At 73.9% G+C, this 20,651-nt stretch carries 17 protein-coding genes; 13 read left to right on the forward strand and 4 right to left on the reverse strand.

Annotation, left to right across the window (positions count from 1 at the left end):
* Positions 1–76 precede the first annotated feature (76 nt).
* Entirely contained in the window at positions 77–1,372 is a 1,296-nt protein-coding gene (locus ACZ6AQ_RS23470; protein WP_468761983.1) for a YhgE/Pip domain-containing protein, read from the forward strand.
* Between the two features lie 77 nt (positions 1,373–1,449).
* On the opposite strand, the gene ACZ6AQ_RS23475 is transcribed toward ACZ6AQ_RS23470, so the two are convergent.
* The 3 genes from ACZ6AQ_RS23475 to ACZ6AQ_RS23485 all read right to left on the reverse strand — a co-directional run bounded on the left by ACZ6AQ_RS23475 (position 1,450) and on the right by ACZ6AQ_RS23485 (position 6,492).
* Positions 1,450–2,325, reverse strand: a complete 876-nt coding sequence (locus ACZ6AQ_RS23475) for a 3-hydroxyacyl-CoA dehydrogenase family protein (protein ID WP_468761985.1) — start codon at positions 2,323–2,325, stop codon at positions 1,450–1,452.
* A 183-nt stretch (positions 2,326–2,508) separates the two neighbouring features.
* A complete protein-coding gene (gene recQ / locus ACZ6AQ_RS23480; protein WP_468761987.1) occupies positions 2,509–4,551 on the reverse strand; it encodes a DNA helicase RecQ in 2,043 nt (680 codons plus the stop codon).
* A gap of 123 nt (positions 4,552–4,674) precedes the next feature.
* A complete protein-coding gene (locus ACZ6AQ_RS23485) occupies positions 4,675–6,492 on the reverse strand; it encodes an ABC transporter ATP-binding protein (RefSeq protein WP_468761989.1) in 1,818 nt (605 codons plus the stop codon).
* Positions 6,493–6,764: 272 nt separating this feature from the next.
* Between ACZ6AQ_RS23485 and ACZ6AQ_RS23490 the strand changes: the two genes are divergently transcribed.
* Entirely contained in the window at positions 6,765–6,953 is a 189-nt protein-coding gene (locus ACZ6AQ_RS23490) for a CsbD family protein (RefSeq protein WP_388697491.1), read from the forward strand.
* 175 nt (positions 6,954–7,128) lie between these two features.
* Here ACZ6AQ_RS23490 and ACZ6AQ_RS23495 read toward each other — a convergent pair whose 3' ends face one another.
* Positions 7,129–7,929 carry a polysaccharide deacetylase family protein gene (locus tag ACZ6AQ_RS23495; protein ID WP_468761990.1) on the reverse strand — a complete coding sequence of 267 codons (801 nt, stop codon included), beginning with the start codon at positions 7,927–7,929 and terminating at the stop codon, positions 7,129–7,131.
* Between the two features lie 481 nt (positions 7,930–8,410).
* Here ACZ6AQ_RS23495 and ACZ6AQ_RS23500 point away from each other — a divergent pair, with 481 nt between their 5' ends.
* The 11 genes from ACZ6AQ_RS23500 (at position 8,411) to ACZ6AQ_RS23550 (ending at position 20,644) form a co-directional block, all read left to right on the forward strand.
* A complete protein-coding gene (locus ACZ6AQ_RS23500; protein ID WP_468761992.1) occupies positions 8,411–8,932 on the forward strand; it encodes a hypothetical protein in 522 nt (173 codons plus the stop codon).
* A 401-nt stretch (positions 8,933–9,333) separates the two neighbouring features.
* The gene (locus tag ACZ6AQ_RS23505) at positions 9,334–11,469 is read left to right on the forward strand and encodes a hypothetical protein (protein ID WP_468761994.1); all 2,136 of its coding nucleotides are present in this window, start codon (positions 9,334–9,336) and stop codon (positions 11,467–11,469) included.
* A 103-nt stretch (positions 11,470–11,572) separates the two neighbouring features.
* Positions 11,573–13,084: a GT4 family glycosyltransferase PelF gene (pelF, locus tag ACZ6AQ_RS23510; protein ID WP_468761996.1), complete on the forward strand. Its 1,512-nt coding sequence runs from the start codon at positions 11,573–11,575 to the stop codon at positions 13,082–13,084.
* Positions 13,081–14,481 (forward strand): hypothetical protein, encoded by a 1,401-nt coding sequence (locus tag ACZ6AQ_RS23515; RefSeq protein WP_468761998.1) that lies wholly within the window; start codon positions 13,081–13,083, stop codon positions 14,479–14,481. The genes pelF and ACZ6AQ_RS23515 overlap by 4 nt, the downstream gene beginning before the upstream one ends.
* Positions 14,482–14,553: 72 nt before the next feature.
* Positions 14,554–15,555 carry a GDP-mannose 4,6-dehydratase gene (locus tag ACZ6AQ_RS23520; RefSeq protein ID WP_468762000.1) on the forward strand — a complete coding sequence of 334 codons (1,002 nt, stop codon included), beginning with the start codon at positions 14,554–14,556 and terminating at the stop codon, positions 15,553–15,555.
* Between the two features lie 31 nt (positions 15,556–15,586).
* Positions 15,587–16,300 (forward strand): nucleotidyltransferase family protein, encoded by a 714-nt coding sequence (locus ACZ6AQ_RS23525; RefSeq protein ID WP_468762002.1) that lies wholly within the window; start codon positions 15,587–15,589, stop codon positions 16,298–16,300.
* 6 nt (positions 16,301–16,306) lie between these two features.
* Positions 16,307–17,236 (forward strand): NAD-dependent epimerase/dehydratase family protein, encoded by a 930-nt coding sequence (locus ACZ6AQ_RS23530; protein ID WP_468762004.1) that lies wholly within the window; start codon positions 16,307–16,309, stop codon positions 17,234–17,236.
* Complete coding sequence (locus ACZ6AQ_RS23535) at positions 17,233–17,895, forward strand: spherulation-specific family 4 protein (protein ID WP_468762006.1); 663 nt, start codon at positions 17,233–17,235, stop codon at positions 17,893–17,895. The genes ACZ6AQ_RS23530 and ACZ6AQ_RS23535 overlap by 4 nt, the downstream gene beginning before the upstream one ends.
* The gene (locus ACZ6AQ_RS23540) at positions 17,892–18,902 is read left to right on the forward strand and encodes an endo alpha-1,4 polygalactosaminidase (RefSeq protein WP_468762008.1); all 1,011 of its coding nucleotides are present in this window, start codon (positions 17,892–17,894) and stop codon (positions 18,900–18,902) included. Before ACZ6AQ_RS23535 ends, ACZ6AQ_RS23540 begins: the two co-directional genes overlap by 4 nt.
* Before the next feature lie 183 nt (positions 18,903–19,085).
* Positions 19,086–19,640, forward strand: coding sequence for a 2Fe-2S iron-sulfur cluster-binding protein (locus tag ACZ6AQ_RS23545; protein ID WP_468762010.1), 555 nt, complete (start codon positions 19,086–19,088; stop codon positions 19,638–19,640).
* A complete protein-coding gene (locus tag ACZ6AQ_RS23550; protein WP_468762012.1) occupies positions 19,637–20,644 on the forward strand; it encodes an FAD binding domain-containing protein in 1,008 nt (335 codons plus the stop codon). Before ACZ6AQ_RS23545 ends, ACZ6AQ_RS23550 begins: the two co-directional genes overlap by 4 nt.
* Positions 20,645–20,651: the final 7 nt, after the last annotated feature.

The following is a 20,651-nucleotide window of genomic DNA, read 5'->3' on the forward strand; positions in this document are numbered from 1 at the left end:
CCCCGCCCGACACGCCCGTCCCGCCCGTATCCCCGCGTTCCCGTGCCACGGGGACGTGTCGGCCGACGATGGTTCCATGAGTTCCGACATCCCCCCGCCCCCTCGCGGCCCGCACCCCCACGGCCCGCAGGCCCGTGCCGGCACGCTGGTCCGGCGCCCCAAGCTGTGGCTCGTACCGACCGTCCTGAGCTCCCTCGTCGCCCTGCTGCTGTCGCTCCTCTACATGGGCGGCATCCTCAACCCGTCCGACAACCTGCACCGGCTTCCCATCGCCCTGGTCGACGAGGACCAGGGGCCTCCGCCCCCCGGACAGCGGAAGAGCCTGGGCGGACAGATCACCGACGCGATCGTCGCGGCCGGCTCCTCGAAGGACGACGTCGACTGGCGCCGGATGGACCGGGCGGCGGCCCAGGAGGCGATGGCCTCCGGCACGGTGTACGGCGCGCTGGTCGTCCCGAAGGACTTCACCGCGTCCGTGACGGCACTGGCCACCGCCCGTGCGACGACCCGTCCGACGATGCACGTGCTCACCAACCCCGGCGTCGGAAGCCTGGGTTCGTCCATGGCGTCCCAGATCTCCCAGAGCGCCGCCCACCAGGCGTCCCACGACATCGGTGAGCGGCTCTCGGCCTCCGCGACCGCTCCCACCGCGCGGCTGCTGCTGGCCGATCCCGTGGAGGTCACCACGAGCGTCGGCCATCCCATCGGCCGGCACAGCGGGCTCGGGCTCACCGCCTTCTACTACACGCTGCTGCTCGTCCTGGCCGGCTTCATCGGCGGCAACATGCTCACCAGCGGCGTCGACACCGCCCTCGGCTACGCCGACAGCGAGATCGGCCCCTGGCACACCCGTCACACGACGGTCCCCATCAGCCGCACCCAGACGCTGCTCCTGAAGATGCTCATGACGGCCGGCATCTCGCTCCTCACCACCACGCTCATCATGGTGGCCACGGTCTCGATCCTCGGCATGGACGCCGACCACCTGCCGACGCTGTGGTTGTTCTCGTACTGCGCGACGGTCGCCGTCGGCCTGGGGGTGCAGGCCATCAACGCCGCCTTCGGCGGCATCGGCCAGCTCGTCTCCATGTTCGTCTTCATCGCCCTCGCCCTCCCCTCCTCGGGGGCGACCGTCCCCCTGGAGGCCACCCCCGGGTTCTACCGGTTCCTGGGCGTCTTCGAGCCCATGCACCAGCTCAGCGTGGGGGTCAGGTCCATCCTGTACTTCGACGCCCGCGCCGACGCGGGTCTCGGACGCGCCTGGATCATGATCGCGGTCGGCGTGGTCGTGGCCCTGGTGTTCGGCTTCGCCATGACGCACTACTACGACCGCAGGGGGCTGCGCAGGCTCACGCCGCAGCCCGAGGAGTGAGTGGGGTGCGGGACCGGGGGGCGCCACCGTCCCCGGTCCCGGGCGGCGCGGCCCGGGGACGACGACCGCGCCGCGCCCTACTTCTTTCCCTGGGTGTAGTCGTCGTAGAAGCCCCGTCCCGTCTTGACGCCGAGGTGACCGGCGTCGACGTACTTCCGCAGCAGTTCGCGCGGGCCGCTGGGCAGTCCGGGCCGCTCGGCGGCGTAGTGCTCCTCGATGTCCAGGACGACGTCGAGCCCGACCTGGTCCATCATGCGGAACGGGCCGGCCGGGGTGCCCATGTTGATCTGCCACATCCGGTCGACGTCCTGCGGGGTGGAGACGCCCTCCGCGACCACGGCGAGGGACTCGCGCTTGATGGCGGCCCAGACGCGGTTGAAGATGAAGCCCGTGGACTCCTTGCGCGCCTCGAACGGGAAGACCCCGTAGTGGGGCAGTTCCCGCTTCAGGAGGTCGATGATCCCCCGGTCGGTGTGGCCGTCCGACATGATGTCGATCGCGTTCTGCTTCGGCGGCATGTAGAAGTGCATGTTCAGCACCCGCTCGGGGTGCTCGACCCGGTCGATGAACTGACTCGTCGGATACGAGGAGGAGTTGCTGGCCAGGATCGCGTCCGCGTCGGCGGCGCGGTCCAGTTGGCCGAAGATCTCCTTCTTCAGGTCGAGGCGCTCGGGGATCGCCTCGACCACGAGCCAGGCGCCCGCGAGCGCCTCCGCCAGGTCGGAGGTGAAGACGACCCGGCCGGGTGAACCGCCCTCGACGGTGGCGGCGACCTCGGCCACGTTCTCCCTCACGTACGCGACCGCCGCCTCCTCGGCGTCGGCCGAACGGTCGTAGATGCGCACCTCGCCGCCCCTGGTGGCGAACATCAGCGCGATCCTGCGTCCGAGTGTCCCCGCGCCGATCACGGCGACCGGGCGGTTCTGGATGTCGGTGGGAAGGGTGAACGGCATGCTCGTCCTGCTCTCCGGGGGTCGGGGGCCCGCCGTTCGCCCGGCCGGGCCACTCCCGCAGTCTCGGACGCGCCCGTCACCACGGCGACCCGGGCGCCGTCCTCCGGGCGGTACGGCTACGGCTTCCGGGTGACGATCCCGGGCCGCGGGCCCGGCGGCCTCCGCCGCCCCCGCCCCTCGCCCCTACCCCTCCTCGTCCCAGGACGGCTCCGGCTCGTCGAAGTCGAACGGCGGCTCGTCGTCGTACGGCGGCGGATCGTCGTGCGGCGCCCCGTCGTGCCGCGCCGGGGCCGCGGACGCCGCCCCGGGCCGCGCGGCCGGCGCCGGCGCGCTCCCGCCCCCGGCCGTGGTCCCGGCCGTGGTCCCGGTCGGAGCGGCGCCGGCTCCCGCCAGGGCCTCCAGGACGCCTTCGGCGTATTTGGCCAGCTTGGCCTCGCCGACCCCGCCGACGGTGCCCAGCTCCGCGACCGTGGCGGGGAGCCGGGTCGCGATCTCCCGCAGGGTCGCGTCGTGGAAGACGACGTACGCCGGTACGCCCTGCTCGCGGGCGACCCCGGCCCGCCAGGCGCGGAGCGCCTCGAAGACCGGCACGGCCTCGGCGGGCAGGTCGACCGGCACGCGGGCGCCCTTCCCGGAGCGACTGCCGGACTCCTTGCGGGCGGGGGCGACCGCCTTCTCCTTGCGCATCTGCACCGTGCGGCGGCCGCCCAGGACCTCACCGCTCCGCTCCGTGAGGACGAGCGTCCCGTAGTCCCCCTCGACCGCGAGGAACCCCTGCGCGAGGAGCTGGCGGACGACCCCGCGCCATTCGGCGGTGCCCAGGTCGGCCCCGATGCCGAACACCGAGAGTCCGTCGTGGTCGAACTGGATGACCTTGGCGGTCCTCTTGCCCTGGAGGATGTCGATGATCTGCCCGGCGCCGAACTTCTGGCGCCTCTCCTTGGCCAGCCGCCACACCGTGGAGAGCAGCTTCTGCGCGGCGACCGTCCCGTCCCAGGACTCGGCCGGGGTCAGACAGGTGTCGCAGTTCCCGCACGGCTCGCCCTTCTGCCCGAAGTACGCGAGGAGCCGCACCCGGCGGCAGTCGACGGTCTCGCAGAGCGCCAGCATGGCGTCCAGGTGCATGGCGAGGCCCCGGCGGTGCTGCTCGTCGCCCTCGGAGCCGTCGATGAGCTTGCGCTGCTGGACCACGTCCTGGAGGCCGTAGGCCAGCCAGGCCGTGGCCGGCTCGCCGTCGCGGCCCGCGCGGCCGGTCTCCTGGTAGTAGCCCTCGACGGACTTCGGCAGGTCGAGGTGGGCCACGAAGCGCACGTCCGGCTTGTCGATGCCCATGCCGAAGGCGATCGTCGCCACCACCACGACCCCGTCCTCGCGCAGGAAGCGGGACTGGTTCGCGGCGCGGGTGCGGGCGTCCATGCCCGCGTGGTACGGCACGGCGTCGACGCCCTGCTCCACGAGGAGCGCGGCGGTCTTCTCCACGGAGGACCGCGAGAGGCAGTAGACGACGCCGGCGTCCCCGTCGTGCTCGGTCTTGATCAGCTCCAGGAGCTGCTTGAACGGGTTGTTCTTCGGGACGATGCGGTACTGGATGTTCGGCCGGTCGAACCCGGCGACGAAGTGCCGGGCGTCCTCCAGGCCGAGGCGCGCGGCGATCTCGGCGTGGGTGGCCTCCGTGGCCGTCGCCGTCAGCGCGATCCGGGGCACCTTCGGCCACCGCTCGTGCAGCATGGACAGGGCGAGGTAGTCGGGCCGGAAGTCGTGGCCCCACTGGGCGACGCAGTGCGCCTCGTCGATCGCGAAGAGCGACACCCTGCCCCGGTCGAGGAGCCGCTGCGTGCCCTCGGTCCGCAGCCGCTCGGGGGCCAAGTAGAGGAGGTCCAGCTCGTCCGCGAGGAACGCCTGCTCGACGGCCTGCCGCTCGTACGGGTCCTGCGTGGAGTTCAGGAACCCGGCCCGCACGCCGAGGGCCCGCAGCGCGTCCACCTGGTCCTGCATGAGGGCGATGAGCGGCGAGATCACGATGCCCGTGCCGTCCCTGACCAGGGCCGGGATCTGGTAGCAGAGCGACTTCCCGCCGCCGGTCGGCATCAGCACGAGGGCGTCGCCGCCGCCGACGACCTGCTCGATGATCTCCTGCTGCTGCCCGCGGAAGGAGGTGTAGCCGAAGACACGGTGGAGCACCCGGGCGGGCTCGGAGATCTCGGTGGAAGCGTCGGAGAGGACCATTCGTGAAGCGTATCCGCCCGCTCGGACACTCCGGTCCCGCCCGGCGTGATCTGTGGACAACCCCCGGCCCGCCGCGGGCGGGGCCTGTGGAAAACTTCCGGCCCCGCCCGCGGCGGGCCCGGGTCAGCGCGGGTCGGCCGCCGCGGGGGCCCCGTCGAGGAAGCCGCCCGACTGGTGCCGCCACAGCTTGGCGTAGGCGCCCTCCTCCGCGAGCAGTTCCCGGTGGGTGCCCTGCTCGACGATCCGCCCGCGGTCGAGGACCACGAGCCGGTCCATGGAGGCCACGGTGCTCAGGCGGTGGGCCACGACCAGCGCCGTCCGCCCCTCCATGAGGCGCCACAGCGCCTCCTGGACGAGGAGTTCGCTCTCGGAGTCCAGGGCGCTGGTGGCCTCGTCGAGGAGGAGGATCGGCGCGTCGCGCAGGACCGCCCGGGCGAGGGCGACCCGCTGGCGCTGGCCCCCGGACAGCTTCACGCCCCGTTCGCCGACCATGGTGTCGAAGCCGTCGGGGAGCGCGTCGGCGAACTCCGTGACGTGCGCCGCCTCGGCCGCCCGGCGGATCTCGGCCTCGGTGGCGTCCGGCCGGGCGAAGGCGATGTTGTCCCGCAGACTCCGGTGGAACATGGCGGGGTCCTGCGGCACGTAGGCGATCATGCCGCGCAGGTCGGTCTGGCGCAGCCGGCCGATGTCCTGTCCGCCGATCAGGATCCGGCCGCCGTCGATGTCCGTCATCCGCAGCAGCAGCCGGGTGAGGGACGTCTTGCCGCCGCCGGACCGGCCGACGAACCCGACCTTCGCCCCGCCGGGCACCTCCAGGTCGAGCCCCTCGAAGAGCGGCTTCGCGCCCGTGTGGGCGAAGGTCACCTTCTCGAAGCGGACGTCGGAGCCCTCGGGCATCAGCGGTTCCGGGTCCTCCGGGTCGAGCACGGTCGGCGGTTCGAGGAGCAGCTCGGTGAACTGCCCGGCCTCCGTCACCGCGCTCTCCAGACGGCGGTAGATCTGGTTGAACTCGAACATGATCCGGGTGGCGTTGGCGTAGTACGTGAAGGCCACGACGATCCCCTCCACGCCGTGCTCTCCCCCGCCGAGGCCGACGGCGAGGACGAGTCCCAGGACGTTCGTCAGGACGGACATCGGGGCGACCAGCGTGTCGATGCGCAGGTTGCCGTAGTCCCAGGAGCGCAGGGTGAGCCGCCGCGACTCCGCGACGCGGGAGCGGTGCTCGGCGGCCTCCCGTTCCTCGGCGGCGAACGACCGGACGGTGTCCATGTTCATGAGGGTGTCGGCCACGTGCCCCGACACCCGGGCGACGGCCTGCTCGCGCCGGGCGACGAGCGCCTGGCGGCGGCGGATCAGCGGGGCCACGCACCCTCCCGTGACCGCGATCAGCACCAGGAGACCGGCCACGAGCAGCGGGTCGTACTGCCAGAGCACCACCGACGCGAACACCAGCGGCACGAAGTTGCCCATGACCGAGAACGTCAGCGTGTCGACGAACTCCTCGAAGCGGGAGGCGAAGCCGAGGACCCGCTTGGTCAGCGATCCGGCGAAGTTGTCGTGGAAGAACGCGGCGTCCTTGGCGAACAGTTCGTCCATGCCGAGGACGTACAGGTGCTCGATGCCCCGGGCGTCGAGGCGGTTCAGGCAGTGCAGTCCGGCGCGCCAGAGGGCCTCGCCGAGCAGCAGTACGGCGGCGAAGCCGAGGACGTACGGAAGGAGCGGGCCGACGCCTTCGGTGGCGCCGTCCCCGGTGACCCGGCCGACGATCTTGGCGACGACCAGCGGCGCGATGTAATGGAGGGCGATGTTCCCGAGCGCCGGAAGCAGCATCGCCGGCACGGCCAGCCGTCGCAGGCGGACCAGTTCCCGTCCGTAGTGGCGGAGCGCGAGGAGCACCGGCCTCCCGGGCGGTAATCCTTCACGCGTTTCAGGTGATCCCATGCCCAATCCTGTTTTCTCGTCACGAAGGTGAGGAAGGGGAGTGTGCCGCGCGGACGCGCGCGCGGTCCAAGGGTTTTCGGCGGCCGGCCGGGGCCGGAGCGCGGGACGGCCCCGGCCGGCGGGGCGGACGGCCCTCCGGGCGGGTCGGCCGGACGGGTGAACTCCGCCGGGGCCGGTGCGGCGCCGGTGCGGATGCTTGACGGGCGGGATCCGGGGAATGCGCCTAACGTGACCGAAGTACCCCAGTCAACCAGAAAAGGGGCGTATCAGTCATGGGCGAGAGCCACATGGACAAGGCCAAGGGCAAGCTCAAGGAGGCCGCCGGCAAGGCGACCGGCAACGAGCGCATGAAGACCGAGGGCAAGACGGACCAGATGAAGGGCCAGGCCCGCGAGGCGGGCGAGAAGGCCCGGGGCAAGGCCGAGGGCGTCCGCGACTCCCTCAAGCGCGACGACGCCTGAGGCCCGCGCCCGCTCCGTCAGGCCGCCGTACCGCGCTCTGGAGGACGGCCTGAACGGCGGAAGGACCGCCCGGCACCGGCCGGGCGGTCCTTCCGCGCGTCGCCGGTCGGGCGGTCCTTCCGCGCGTCGCCGGTGACCGGCGACGGCACCGTCCGCGGCGTGGTGCGGGACGGGCTCAGGGGGCCGTCCGCACGGGGAAGCTGAAGGTGTGCCCCTGCTGCTTGAGCCAGGGCAGCACCTCCCGCAGGGCGGCGACGGTCTGGGCGCGGTCGCCACCGCCGTCGTGGAAGAGGATGGTCGGCCCGTTGGACAGTTCGTTCTTGACCGTGTTGACGATCGAGGCGGCGCCGGGGTGCTCGAAGTCCTTGGTGTCCACGTTCCAGCCGAGCGGCCGCATGCCCGCCTCGGCGGCGATCCGACGGCTGTCCGGGGTGAACGCGCCGCCCGGTGCCCGGTAGTACTCGACCTTCGCTCCCCCGGCCGCGTCCTCGATCATCTTCTTGGCGTCCAGGATCTGCCGCTTCTGGTACGCGACGGACTTCTTGTCCATCGCGGTGTCGTGGGAGACGGTGTGGTCGCAGAGGCGGTGCCCGTCCGCGACGACCTTTCCGACCAGCTCGGGGTACCGCTTCGCCTCCGGACCGACCATGCAGAACACGGCCTTGACGCCGTGTTCCCGGAGGATGTCCAGCATCCGGGGGGTCCACCGCGGGTCGGGGCCGTCGTCGATGGTGATGTTCACCGCCCGGCCGCCCGCCTCCGCCGCGTGGGCGATGCTCTCGGGCATCCTCCTCGGCGGCGCCTGGGCGGGTTCCCCCGCCTTCCCGTCCTGCCGGCCCGCCGAGGCCCCCGCCGTGGCCGCGGTCTCCGCCTCCGCGTCGTGCGTCACCACCGTGGCCCCCCACACCGCCAGGCTGAGCCCTACGGCGGAAGCGACCAGGGCTATGTGCGCCCTGTACTTGTCCGACTGCCCCATGGAATCCCCACTCCCCGTTGTTCTTCGCTCTTTCCCCAGGTGAAAGGACGTTACAAGGGGCGAGGAGGTTTCGTGTAACCGTAGTGACACACCTCGTCGACAACCGGGTACGCGCCCTCGGGGAGGCTCCCCGCGCGAGCCGTGCCGACCGGCCGTCCGGCACGGCCGGAAGTACTCCCCGTGGCCGGGAGAGAACCCCCGCGGCCCGGCGCGACCGGGTCCCTGCACGCCACGACCCGTCGCGTACGCGCCAATGCCCCCGGTCCCGCCCGGGAGCCGCGCCGGAACCGGGCCCGGCCCGCGGCGCGCCGGCGCACCCGTCGCGGCGTGCGGCGACGCGTCCCCGGGGACCCGTCACACTTTCCCCGCACCGCCTTCACGGAAAGAACGCTTTCGGCCGCCGCGGGTCCCGGGCCTTCTCGCCGAGGCAGACGCCGGGACGTTCCGCTGCCTAGCCTCCCTGGCCATGCGATCCCACCTCATGAGACGTCTCGGTCTCACCGCCGTCCTCGCCCTCCTCCTCACCGCGTTCGGGCTGGCCCCGGCCGCGAGCGCGGCCGGCCGGACCGCCACCGCCGCCGCCGACCTGACGTTCACCACCAATGCCGCGACGACCACTCCGGGCGGCACGGTCAGCCTCTCCATGACGCTGACGAACAACAAGTCCTACGACATCTGGTTCGCCCACCAGACGATCGACCCCACCTGGCTCACCACCCAGCGCCCCGACCTGAAGTACGCGTTCACCGGCTGCGTCCTCACCGGCCCCGCCGGCAGCACCCCCTGTTCCGGCACCGGCCCGGCCAACCTCGGCGCCAACTACGGGGCCACGATCCCGCCCGGCCAGAGCCGGACCGTGACCCTGACGCTCCAGATCGCGCCCGACTCCGGCTGCAACGGCAACATCGGCTTCTACTCGTACTTCTACGCCGAGTTCAGCGACACCTCCAGCGTCAGCGGCGGCCCGGTCCACACGCCCGAGACCCGCGTCCTCTGCGCCTGACGGACACGTCCGGCGAGTCGCCACAAAACGGTCTGTCCGAAAATCACCTCTCCCCTTCCGGATTGACGGTCTAGACCAATGACGGTTCCGCTGGAGGGCCCCCGGGCCGACCGGCGCCCCCCGCCCTCTCCACCTGCGCGCGAGCGGCGCACGGGAGGAGAGGGTCGGGCGGTGAAAGGGTTTTCCACGCCGTGCGCCGTGCCAAGAGCACCGTTCCGAATATCTGATTTTTCCGGCCAGCTTTCGCGGCGGGACCACAAAAACTCCACAGGTACATCACCATGTGACGCGACGGATGCGTGGACGACCGGCCTTCGAGGGGGATGCCGGCGTCGCACGACGGGGGTGTGTCCGCTCTGCGGAGCCGTGCCCACCCCTGCTCCGGGAGGGGACACCACCGCATGAAGCGGATCTCAGGCACCACCTTGCTCACCACGGGCGCGCTCGTCGCCGCCCTCGTCCTGCCGGGCACGACGGCCCACGCCGTCGGCAAGGCCCCCCGCGTCGACCTGCGGGTCCTCGTCGTGACCGACGGGGGTCCGGCCACCGACGCCATCGCCGCCGAACTGGAAGCGGCCGGAACGCCGTACACGACGGTCGACCTCAACCGCGCCGACCGGCCCGTCATCGACGAGACCTACCTCTCGGACACCGTGGACGGCGGTCCCAGGGCCAAGTTCCAGGCCGTCGTCCTGCCGAACGACAACCCGTTCCCGGCCGGCTCCCCCGAGATGGCGGCGCTCGTGGACTACGAGCGGTCCTTCGACATCCCGCAGGTCGACGCGTACACCTACGCCCGGCCCGAGGTCGGCCTCCAGTACGCGGTGTACGGCGGCTACGCCGGAAGCCTCGACGGGGCCGGGGCGCAGGCGACCGCCGCCGGTCTGTCCGGCCCGTTCGGCTACCTCGAAGGGGCCGTGCCGTTCGAGGACAACTCGCCCACCGTGGGCGAGAGCTACGCCTACCTGTCGACCCCGTCGGCGGGCGCGGACTTCACCCCGTACGTCGAGGCCGCGATACCCGGGACGACCAGGCGCGGGTCCCTCGTCGGCGAGTACCGGCACGACGGGCGACGCGAGCTGGTCGTCACCTTCGTCTACAACCGTTACCAGCAGCAGTTCCGCCTGCTGGCCCGGGGCATCGTGGAATGGATGACCGACGGGGTCCACCTGGGTGCCTCCCGGAACTACTTCGCCGTCCACGTCGACGACGTCCTCGCGGCGGACGACCGCTGGAACACGGCGCTCAACTGCACGCCCGGCGACGTCGACTGCACCGACCCGAACGCCGTCCCCGATCCCATCCGGATGACGGCCGCCGACGTGGACCACGCCGCCGGCTGGCAGAACTCCCGGGGCTTCACCCTCGACCTGGCGTACAACGCCGCCGGCAGCGTCGACTTCCGCACGGACAACGGCGGTACCGACGCGCTGGCCGACCGGCTGATCGCCCGGCGCGACGAGTTCCGCTGGATCAACCACACCTACACGCACGCCTTCCTCGGCTGCGAGCAGAACGTCGCCGTGGTGCCGTGGCGGTGCGCCACCCTCCCCGACGGCTCCGTCAAGTGGGTCTCCCGGCAGAGCATCTCCGACGAGATCGCCCTCAACCGCGTGTGGGGCCGGGCCGCCGGACTGCCGCTGGCCGACGACGAGCTGGTCACCGGGGAGCACTCCGGGCTGCGCGTCCTGCCCCAGCAGACCGTGGACAACCCCAACCTGGCCCCGGCCCTCGCCGACAACGGCATCGCCTGGCTGGGCTCGGACAACTCCCGCGAACCCGGCCAGCGCCCGGTCGGTTCCGCCACGACCGTCCCCCGCCACCCGATGAACGTCTTCTACAACGCCGGGCGGGCCGCCGAGCAGGTCGACGAGTACAACTGGATCTACACCAGCCGCGCGCAGGGCGGCAGCGGCATCTGCGAGGACAACCCGGCCACCACCACCTGCCTGGCCGCCCCGCTCGACCCCGCCACCGGCTACACGGACCACATCGTGCCCCTGGAGCGGCGGATCGCCCTGGGCCACGTCCTCGCCAACGACCCCCGGCCGCACTTCATCCACCAGTCGAACCTGGCCGAGGACCGGATCGCCTACCCGGTCCTGGACGGCGTCCTCGACGCGTACGACGCGCTGTTCGCCGCGAACGCGCCCGTGGTGAACCTGCGGATGAAGGACATCGGGCAGGAGCTCCGGCAGCGCGCCGCCTGGCGCACGGCCGTGCAGAACGGCCAGGTCACCGCGTACCGCGTCGGGCGGACCGTGACCGTCCAGGGGCCGAGCGGCACGGCGGTCCCCGCGACCGCCCCCGAAGGGACCCTGCGCAGCGGCGCCGCCTTCGGCCAGGCGTACGCGGGCGGGCGGTCCGGCTGGACGGCGCTCGCGGGCACGCCGCTCACCCTCTCGCTGCCCTCCTCCCCCGAGTTCACGGCCGTCCACCGGCCCGCGCTCGCACCGGTCCGGGTCCCGGCGCCGGGTCCGGCCGCCCGGGTCCCCGCCGGCGTGTCCGAGCCGGTCGCGCCCGGCACGGACGGCTGACCGCCGCACCGGCGGCGCTGCCCCGTCCCGGCAGCGAGGTCCCGGCCGCCCAGCGGCGGCCGGGACCCGCACGACCCCCCCACCACGGCCGTGGAGCACACACATGCACGTTCGACACGGCGCCCGGCGCCCGGGCGCCCCGCGCGTCACCCTTCTGACCGAGGGCACCTACCCGCACAGCCACGGCGGTGTCAGCGTCTGGTGCGACCAGCTCGTCACCGGCATGCCGGACATCGACTTCGACGTCCTCGCCGTCACCGGCTCGGGCCGCGAAGCCCTCGCGTGGGAGCTGCCCGCCCACGTCTCCAGCGTCCGCTCCGTCCCCATGTGGGGCCCCGCGCCGGAGGGCCGGCCGGCCCGGGGCAGGGCCGCCGGGCGGCTCGCCGACGCCTACGAGAAGTTCCTGACCGCACTGCTCGACCCGCGTGCCGAGGACGGTTTCCCCTCCGCCCTGTACGCGCTCGCGCACGCCGCCGGGGACGGCCTGCTCAGTCCGTTCCTGCGGGGCGACGCGGCGCTCGCGGTGCTCACCTCCGTGTGGCGGCGCCCGGGACTCGCCGTACGCGAGGCCGGGCCGACCCTGCACGACGCGCTCACCGCCACGGCCCTGCTCGAGCACGCCCTGCGCCCGCTGTCCGCGCCGCCCCCGGCGACCGGGGTCGCGCACGCCGTCAGCGGCGGGGTGGCCGTCCTGCCGGGCCTGGCCGCCCTGGAACGGCACGGGGTGCCCCTGCTGCTCACCGAGCACGGCGTGTACCTGCGCGAACGCTATCTGGGCTACCGCACCGCGCCCTACCGCTGGCCCGTCAAGGCGGTGGTGCTCGGCTTCTTCCGGCTGCTCGCCGAGGAGAGCTACCGCAAGGCGTCCCTGATCACCCCGGGCAACCGCTACAACCGGCTGTGGGAGGAGGAGGGCGGCGCCGACCCGGCGTCGATCCGCACGGTCTACAACGGCGTGGACCCCGCCGCCTTCCCGCACGCCGGTCCCGAACCGGAGGCCCTCACCCTCAGCTGGGCCGGACGCGTGGACCCGATCAAGGACCTGGAGACGCTGATCCGTTCCTTCGCGATCGTCCGGGACCGGCTGCCCGGCGTCCGGTTGCGGCTCTTCGGCGGCACGCCCCGGGGCGGGGAGGCGTACCGGGAGCGCTGCGAGGCGCTGGCGGCCGATCTCGGCCAGGCCGGGGCCGTCACCTTCGAGGGACGCGTGGACGACATCAAGGACGCCTACGCGGCCGGCAACGTCGTGATGCTGTCCAGCATCAGCGAGGGCTTCCCCTTCACCCTGATCGAGGCGATGTCCTGCGGACGCGCGACCGTCTCCACCGACGTCGGGGGCGTGCGGGAGGCCGTGGGCGACGCCGGGCTCGTGGTGCCGCCGCGCGATCCCGCGGCGATGGCCACCGCCGCGCTCACCCTCCTCGGCGACCCGGACCGGCGCCGGGCGATGGGAGAGGCGGCCCGGCTGCGGGTGATCGAGCGGTTCACCCTCCGGCAGACCATCGACACCTTCCGCGCCATCTACCACGAACTGGCCTCCGGGGAACGGCGGGCGCCCGTCCGGACCGTCCTGCCCGCGCCGGTGGCCAGCGCCACGGGGAGCTTCGCCGGATGAGCGGGCCGATGTTCCTCGAACCCGGCGGCGCCGAACAGGACACGCTCGCGATCCGGCTCGCCGTGCCGCGCGCCCGGCGGTTCCTGGACGACGCCACGCTGGCGATCCGGCTCCCTCCGAAGGGGCCCGACGAGGAGGCGGTCAGCGCGCTCGCCGCCGAACTCGCGGACCGCGTCGGACCGGCCGTCCACCCCTACGAGGTGGCCGCGCTCCTGGAGGCGGACGGCCTGTCCGCCTCCCTGATCAAGGAGCGGTACGGCCATCCCACCCTGTTCTCGCTCGCGGCGGCGCTGTACGAACGGGTGCCCCGGACGTTCCCGGAACCGGACGCGCCCGCCGACCCCTGGCGGCCCGACACGGCCCGGTGCCTGCTGCGCGGTCTGCTGTTCGCGCTGCCCGCCCTGGCGTACCTCCTCACCGCCCCGCTGTGGCGCGTCGACGAGCACGCCCCCGTCCTGATCACGGCGGGCGTCGTCTCCTGGGCGTGGGGCCAGGCCCTCGGCCACCGGGCGCACCTGCGGCTCACGACGGGACGGCGGGAGGCGTCGCGCACGCTGCTCAAGGGCTCCGTGCTCGGGGCGGCCGTGGCGACGGGCCTCGCCGCGATCCCCGCCGGCGGGGGCCCCGCCACCGCGGCGGCGGCGGCCCAGTCGCTGTACCTGGCGGCGGCGGGCGTGCTGCTCGTGCTGGGCCGGGAGCGGCTGCTGCTCGCCGCGCTCAGCCCGCTGATGGCGGGCGTCGTGCTGCTGCCCTGGTGGGAGCCGGGCGCCCTGCTGCGGCTCACCTTCCCGCTGCTCGCGCTCCTCGCCACGCTCGCCGTCGCCCTGCGGGTGCTCGGCTCCGGCTTCGCCGTACCGGTCGTCGCCGGCGGTCCGCGGCCGCGGCTGCGCGCCTCCGTGCCGTACGGCCTGTTCGGGCTCGCGGCGGCGGTGCTCGTGACGCTGGAGGGCCGGCGGGACCCGTACGCGGTCATCGTCCTCACGCTCAGCATGGGCCCGGCGGAGTGGCTGCTCTACCGCTACCGGGGCTGGTCGGTCGCCGCGCTGCGCGCCAGCGCGACGCCCCGGGCGTTCCTGCTCCGCTCGTCCGGCGTCCTCGCGCTCTGCCTCTCCTGCTACCTGCCGCTCCTGCTGGTCCCGGCGCTCCTCATGGGTTCCGGTCCGGCCGCGCTGCTCTCCCTCGCCGCGGTGCTGTGGACCGCCCTGCTCCTCCAGGCGTTCGGCGTGGCCTGGCCGCCGGCCGCGCTCTGCGGGGCGGCCGCCGTCACCGCCGCGGCCGTCACCGGGGCGGCGCCGTCACCGGGGTCCGGCGTGCTGCCCGTGGTCTGCTCCGTGGCCGCGGTCTGTCTGGCGGCCTGTGTCGTCGCCCTCCTGGGCCGGCCCTCGCCGCACGTCTGACGGACCGGCCGTCCGGCCGCCCGTTCCCGCTCCGCCCACCACCGTGCTGTTCCCGTCGAAAGGACCGAAGAGTTGACCTCCGCACCGCTCGCCGCCGTCACCGGGGCCGAAGGGTTCATCGGCTCGCACCTCACGGAGGCGCTCGTCGCCTCCGGCCACCGGGTCAGGGCCATGGCCCAGTACAACTCGTTCTCCTCCTACGGCTGGCTGGAGACCCTCTCCCCCGACGTCCTCGACCAGGTGGAGATCGTGCTCGGCGACGTCCGCGACCCGGGTTCGGTGCGCGGTCTGCTCGACGGCGCCGACTGCGCGTACCACCTGGCCGCGCTCATCGCGATCCCGTACTCCTACCGGGCGCCGCACAGTTACGTGGACACCAACGTGACCGGCACCCTCAACGTCCTCGAAGCGGTCCGCGCCCTGGGGACGCCCCGTCTGGTGCACACCTCGACCAGCGAGACGTACGGCACGGCGCAGACGGTGCCGATCACCGAGGACCACCCCATCCACACCCAGTCCCCGTACGCCGCCTCGAAGGCGGGCGGCGACCGGCTCGCGGACAGCTACCACGCCAGTTTCGGCACGCCCGTGGTGACGCTGCGCCCGTTCAACACCTTCGGTCCCCGGCAGTCGATGCGGGCCGTGATCCCCACCGTCATCGGCCAGGTGGCGGCCGGGGAGCGCACCCTCACCCTGGGCGACCTGCGTCCCACCCGGGACTTCACCTACGTGAAGGACACCGCGCGGGCGTTCCTCGCGGTGGGCACGGCCCCGGCGGAGGACGTCGTGGGCCGGACCTTCAACGCGGGGACGGGCGGGGAGATCTCGGTCGGCGACCTGGTCGCGCTGATCGGGAAGGTCATGGACGCCCCGCTCGACGTCCGCGAGGACTCCGCGCGGCTGCGTCCGGCCGACTCCGAGGTGATGCGGCTCGTCGCGGACGCGTCCCGGCTGACCGCGGCGACCGGCTGGGAGCCGGTCCACACCCTGGAGGAGGGCCTGGCGCGGACCGCCGAGTGGTTCGCCGACCCCGCCAACCTGGCCCGCTACAAGACCGGCATCTACAACATCTGACCCGTCCGGCACGTCCCGCAGGAGGTACGCCATGCACGCTGTGATCCTGGCCGGTGGAAAGGGCGTCCGGCTGAGGCCGTACACCACCGCGCTGCCCAAGCCGCTCGTCCCCATCGGGGACCAGCACGCCATTCTGGAGATCGTGCTGCGCCAGCTGTCCCGGTCCGGCTTCACCCGCTGCACCCTCGCCATCGGCCACCTCGGCGGGATCATCCGCGCCTACGTGGGCGACGGGTCGCAGTGGGGCATGAGCGTCGACTACGCCACCGAGGAGAACCCGCTCGGCACCATGGGCCCGCTGCTCAACCTGCGCGAGCGGCTGCCGGAGCACTTCCTCGTCATGAACGGGGACGTGCTCACCGACCTGGACTACGCCGACGTGCTGCGCCGGCACGAGGGGTCGGGCGCCCCGCTGACCATCGCCACGTACGCCCGCCAGGTGCGCATCGACTTCGGGGTGCTGACCACCGACGACGACCGGGTGGTCGCCTTCACCGAGAAGCCGAGCATCGACTACCGGGTGTCCATGGGGGTCTACGGCGTCTCGCGCGAGACCCTCGACGCCTACACGCCGGGACTGCCGCTCGGCTTCGACGAGCTGGTCCTCGACCTGCTCGCCGCCGGGACGCCGCCGCACGCCTACGACTTCGACGGCTACTGGCTGGACATCGGCCGTCCGGACGACTACGACCGGGCCAACGCGGAGTTCACCAGCCGCAAGTCCCTCCTGCTCAAGGGAGCCTGAACAGCGATGCGCATCCTCGTCCTCGGCGCCGGCGGTTACCTGGGCGGCCACGTCACCGATCGGCTGCGGGCGCTGCCGGGCACCCTGGTGCTCGTCGGCGGCCGTTCCCCGGGGGCCGACGCCGTCGTCGACCTCGCCTCCGACCGTCCGCACGCCCTGGCGGGCGTGCTGGCGAAGGCCGCGCCCGACGCCGTGGTCAACTGCGCGGGCGCGACCGGCGGCGACGCCGTCACGCTCGCGGAGGTGAACGCGCGCGGGCCCGCCGTGCTGTGCGCGGCGCTGCGCGAGGCCGCGCCCGGCGCCCGGCTCGTCCATCTGGGGTCGGCCGCCGAGTACGGTCCGGGGGTGCCCGGCCGGCGGGTGGCGGAGTCGGAGCCGTGCGCCCCGGCGGGTCCGTACGGCGCGACCAAGCTGGCGGGCACGGTGGCGGTGACCGCGTCGGGGCTCGACGCGGTGGTGCTGAGGGTGGGCAATCCGGTGGGCGCGGGCGCCCCGGTCACGGGGCTGCCGGGGCGGGTGGCCGCCCTGCTCGACGGGGCGGGGGTCCCGGGCGGTCCGGAGGGGGAGCTGCGGCTCGGCGACCTCTCCGCGTACCGCGACTTCGTGGACGTGCGGGACGTGGCGCGGGCGGTGGAGCTGGCGGTCACCGCCCCCGGGCCGCCACCGCCCGTCCTCAACGTCGGCGGCGGCGAGGCCCTGCCGGTGCGGGAGATGGTGCGGAGGCTGGCGGACACGGCCGGGTTCCGGGGCCGGATCACCGAGGAGGACGGGGGCGGTTCGGCCCGGTCCGCGCGGGTGTCGTGGCAGTGCTCGGACATCACCGCGGCCCGTGCCGCTCTCGGCTGGCGTCCGGTCCACTCCCTCGACGCCTCCCTCGCGGCGCTGTGGGCGGCACGGTTCCGCTCCCGTACGCCCGACGGGGTGGCGGCGCCGTGAGCCTGCTGATCCCGCTGTACGTCCACCCCGCCGAGGACCCGGCCGCCTGGCACCGGCTGATCGCCGGCGCCGCGCACACGTACGCCGTGGTGATCAACCCGGCGAGCGGCCCCGGCGACGTGCCCGATCCGGCGTTCGCCGCCGCCGCCCGCGCGCTGCGGACGGCGGGGGCACGGCTGCTCGGTTACGTGGACACCGACTACGGCGTGCGCGACGCGGAGCGGATCGTCGAGGAGGCGCTCCGGCACCGGGAGTGGTACGGGGTGGACGGGTGTTTCCTCGACCGGGCGACCGCCGGGCGCGACGGCCTGGCGGACTGCCGGCGCCTGGTGCGCTCCCTGCGCAGGGCGGACGTCTCCCCCGTGGTCCTCAACCCGGGCGTCCACCCCGATCCGGGCTACGCCCGTCTGGCGGACCTGACGGTCACCTTCGAGGGCCACTGGTCCACGTACGTCTCGACGTTCAGCCGCCCGTCGTGGACGGCGCGGCTGCCGGCGGAACGGCTCTGCCACCTGGTGTACGGGGTGCCCGCCCCGCTCGTCCCGCTGGCCGTGCGCACCGCGCGCGAGCGGGGCGCGGGGGTGTGCGGCCCGGTGACCGGGGAGCCGCCCAACCCCTGGGCCGGTCTGACCCCGGCGCTCGCGGAGGCGGACCGGTGAGGCGGCTCCGCCGGACTCCCGCGGCCCTCCTGCTCCTCCTGGCGGTGCTGGCCGGCTGCTCCGGAGGGCCGGGCGGTCCGGGGGCGGGGGGCGGTTCCGCCACCGGTCCGACGGCGGGCGGCACGTCCGGCCCCGCACCGGACCGCACGTCCGGCCCCGCGACGGGCACCCCCGGGCCCGGCACCCCCGGGTCCGACGCCCCCGCGACCGGCGGCTCCGCGCCGCCCCGTACGCCCCCTCCCCCGACCGGCCGCCCCCCGGCCACGTCCTCCACGTCCTCCCCGCCCGCCCCGTCCGGTCCGTCCGGTCCGCGCTGGCAGCCCCGTCCCGGCCTGGCGTGGCAGTGGCAGCTCGACGGCAGGGCCGACCCCTCCGTCGACGTGCCCGTGTACGACATCGACGGCTTCGAGAACAGCGCCGCCGACGTGGCCCGTCTGCACCGGGACGGCCGCAAGGTGATCTGCTACGTCAACGTCGGCGCGTGGGAGAAGTACCGCCCCGACCGGGACGCCTTCCCCGCCTCCGTCCTGGGCGGGCCCAACGGCTGGCACGGCGAGCGCTGGCTGGACATCCGCCGCGTCGACGTCCTCCGCCCCCTGATGGAGCGCCGGTTCGACATGTGCCGCGACAAGGGGTTCGACGCGGTGGAACCGGACCTGGTGGAGGGCTACGCCCACGACACCGGCTTCCCGCTGACGGCGGACGACCAGCTCCGCTACAACCGCGTGATCGCGGAGATCGCCCACGAGCGCGGCCTGGCCGTGGGCCTCAAGAACGACCTCGCCCAGATCCCCGCCCTGCTGGCCCACTTCGACTTCGCGGTCAACGAGGAGTGCGCCCGGTACGACGAGTGCGCCCGGCTCGAACCCTTCGTCGCGGCGGGCAAGGCGGTCTTCCACGTGGAGTACGACGAGGCCCCCTCCGCGTTCTGCCCGCGGGCCCGCGCCCTCCGCCTGTCGTCGATGCTGAAGAACCAGGAGCTGGACGCGTGGCGCAGACCCTGCTGACGGGCCCCGCCCCCCGAAGGGACCAGCCGCATGGGTCGCGACGGGCGGGGAAGGCGCCCCTCGCATAACGTCGGCCGAGGCGAAGCCGAAGGCGAGGAGGAGGACCCGTGGACCGGACCACACCGACACGCGAGGACCCCGGAGCGGCCGGAAGGCCGTCCGGGACCGCCCGGGGAGCCCGCCGTGGGTAGGGCCGGGGTGGAGTACGGGCCGGAGGCCGGGGCCGCCTCCTCCACGGTCACCCTGCGGGTCAACGGGACGGCCCGCACCCTCACCCTCGACCACCGCACGACCCTGCTGGACGCGCTGCGCGACCACCTCGACCTCACGGGCTCGAAGAAGGGCTGCGACCACGGGCAGTGCGGGGCCTGCACCGTCCTCCTCGACGGCCGGCGCGTGAACAGCTGTCTGCAGCTCGCCGTCGCCTGCGCGGACGCGTCCGTCACCACGGTGGAGGGCCTCTCCGACGGCGACCGGCTCCACCCGGTCCAGGAGGCGTTCGTCACCCGCGACGCCCTGCAGTGCGGCTACTGCACCCCCGGCCAGATCTGCTCGGCCGTCGCCCTCCTGGACGAGGCCGCCGCCGGGCAGCCCTCGCTCGTGACGCCGCCGGACCGGCCGCCGGGCGAACCGGTCCCGCTCGACCCGGACGAGATCCGCGAGCGCATGAGCGGGAACATCTGCCGCTGCGGCGCCTATCCGCACATCGTGGACGCGATCGGGGAGGCCGCGCGGTGAAGCCCTTCGCGTACGTCCGGCCCGAGCGGGCCGAGGAGGCGGTCGAACGGTTCGCCGCCCACCCCGGCGCCCGTTTCCTCGCCGGCGGAACCAACCTCGTGGACCTGATGAAGCTGGGGGTGGCCGGCCCCTCGCTGCTCGTCGACGTCGGCGGCCTGCCGCTCGACGCGGTGGAGGAGACGGCCGGGGGCGGCCTGGACATCGGTGCGACCGTCCGGAACAGCGACCTCGCGGCCCACCCCCTCGTCCGCACCCGCTACCCCGTCCTCTCGCAGGCCCTGCTGGCCGGTGCCTCCGCGCAGCTGCGCAACGCGGCCACGACCGGGGGCAACCTGCTCCAGCGCACCCGCTGTCCGTACTTCCAGGACACGTCGAAGCCGTGCAACAAGCGCGATCCCGGTTCGGGCTGCCCCGCCCGGGAGGGCGTCCACCGCGACCTCGCGGTGCTCGGCCACTCCGTCCACTGCGTCGCCACCCACCCGTCGGACATGGCGGTCGCCCTCGCCGCCCTCGACGCGGAGGTCCGGCTCCTGGGACCGGACGGCGAACGGACCGTTCCCGTCACGGAGTTCCACCGGCTGCCCGGCGACCGCCCGGACCGGGACACGGTCTGCGAGGACGGCGAACTCGTCACCGGCGTGACGCTGCCCGCGCCCCCGCCCGGAGCGCGCGGCGCCTACCGCAAGGCCCGCGACCGCGCCTCGTACGCCTTCGCGCTCGCCTCCGTCGCGGCCGTCCTGACCGTCGAGGACGGCCGGATCGGGCACGCGGCCCTCGCCTTCGGGGGCCTCGCCCACAAGCCCTGGCGGGCCCGCGCGGCGGAGGAGGTCCTGCGCGGCGCGCCGGCGACCGACGAGACGTACGAGCGGGCGGCCGACGCCGAACTCGCCGCGGCCGAACCGCTGCGCGACAACGGCTTCAAGGTCCCCCTCGCCCGCAACCTGGCCGTGAGCGTCCTGCGCGGCCTCGCGGCCCGCGCCGCGCACGACGGCACGACCCGATGACCACCGG

Source organism: Streptomyces sp. NPDC041191 (assembly GCF_055591945.1).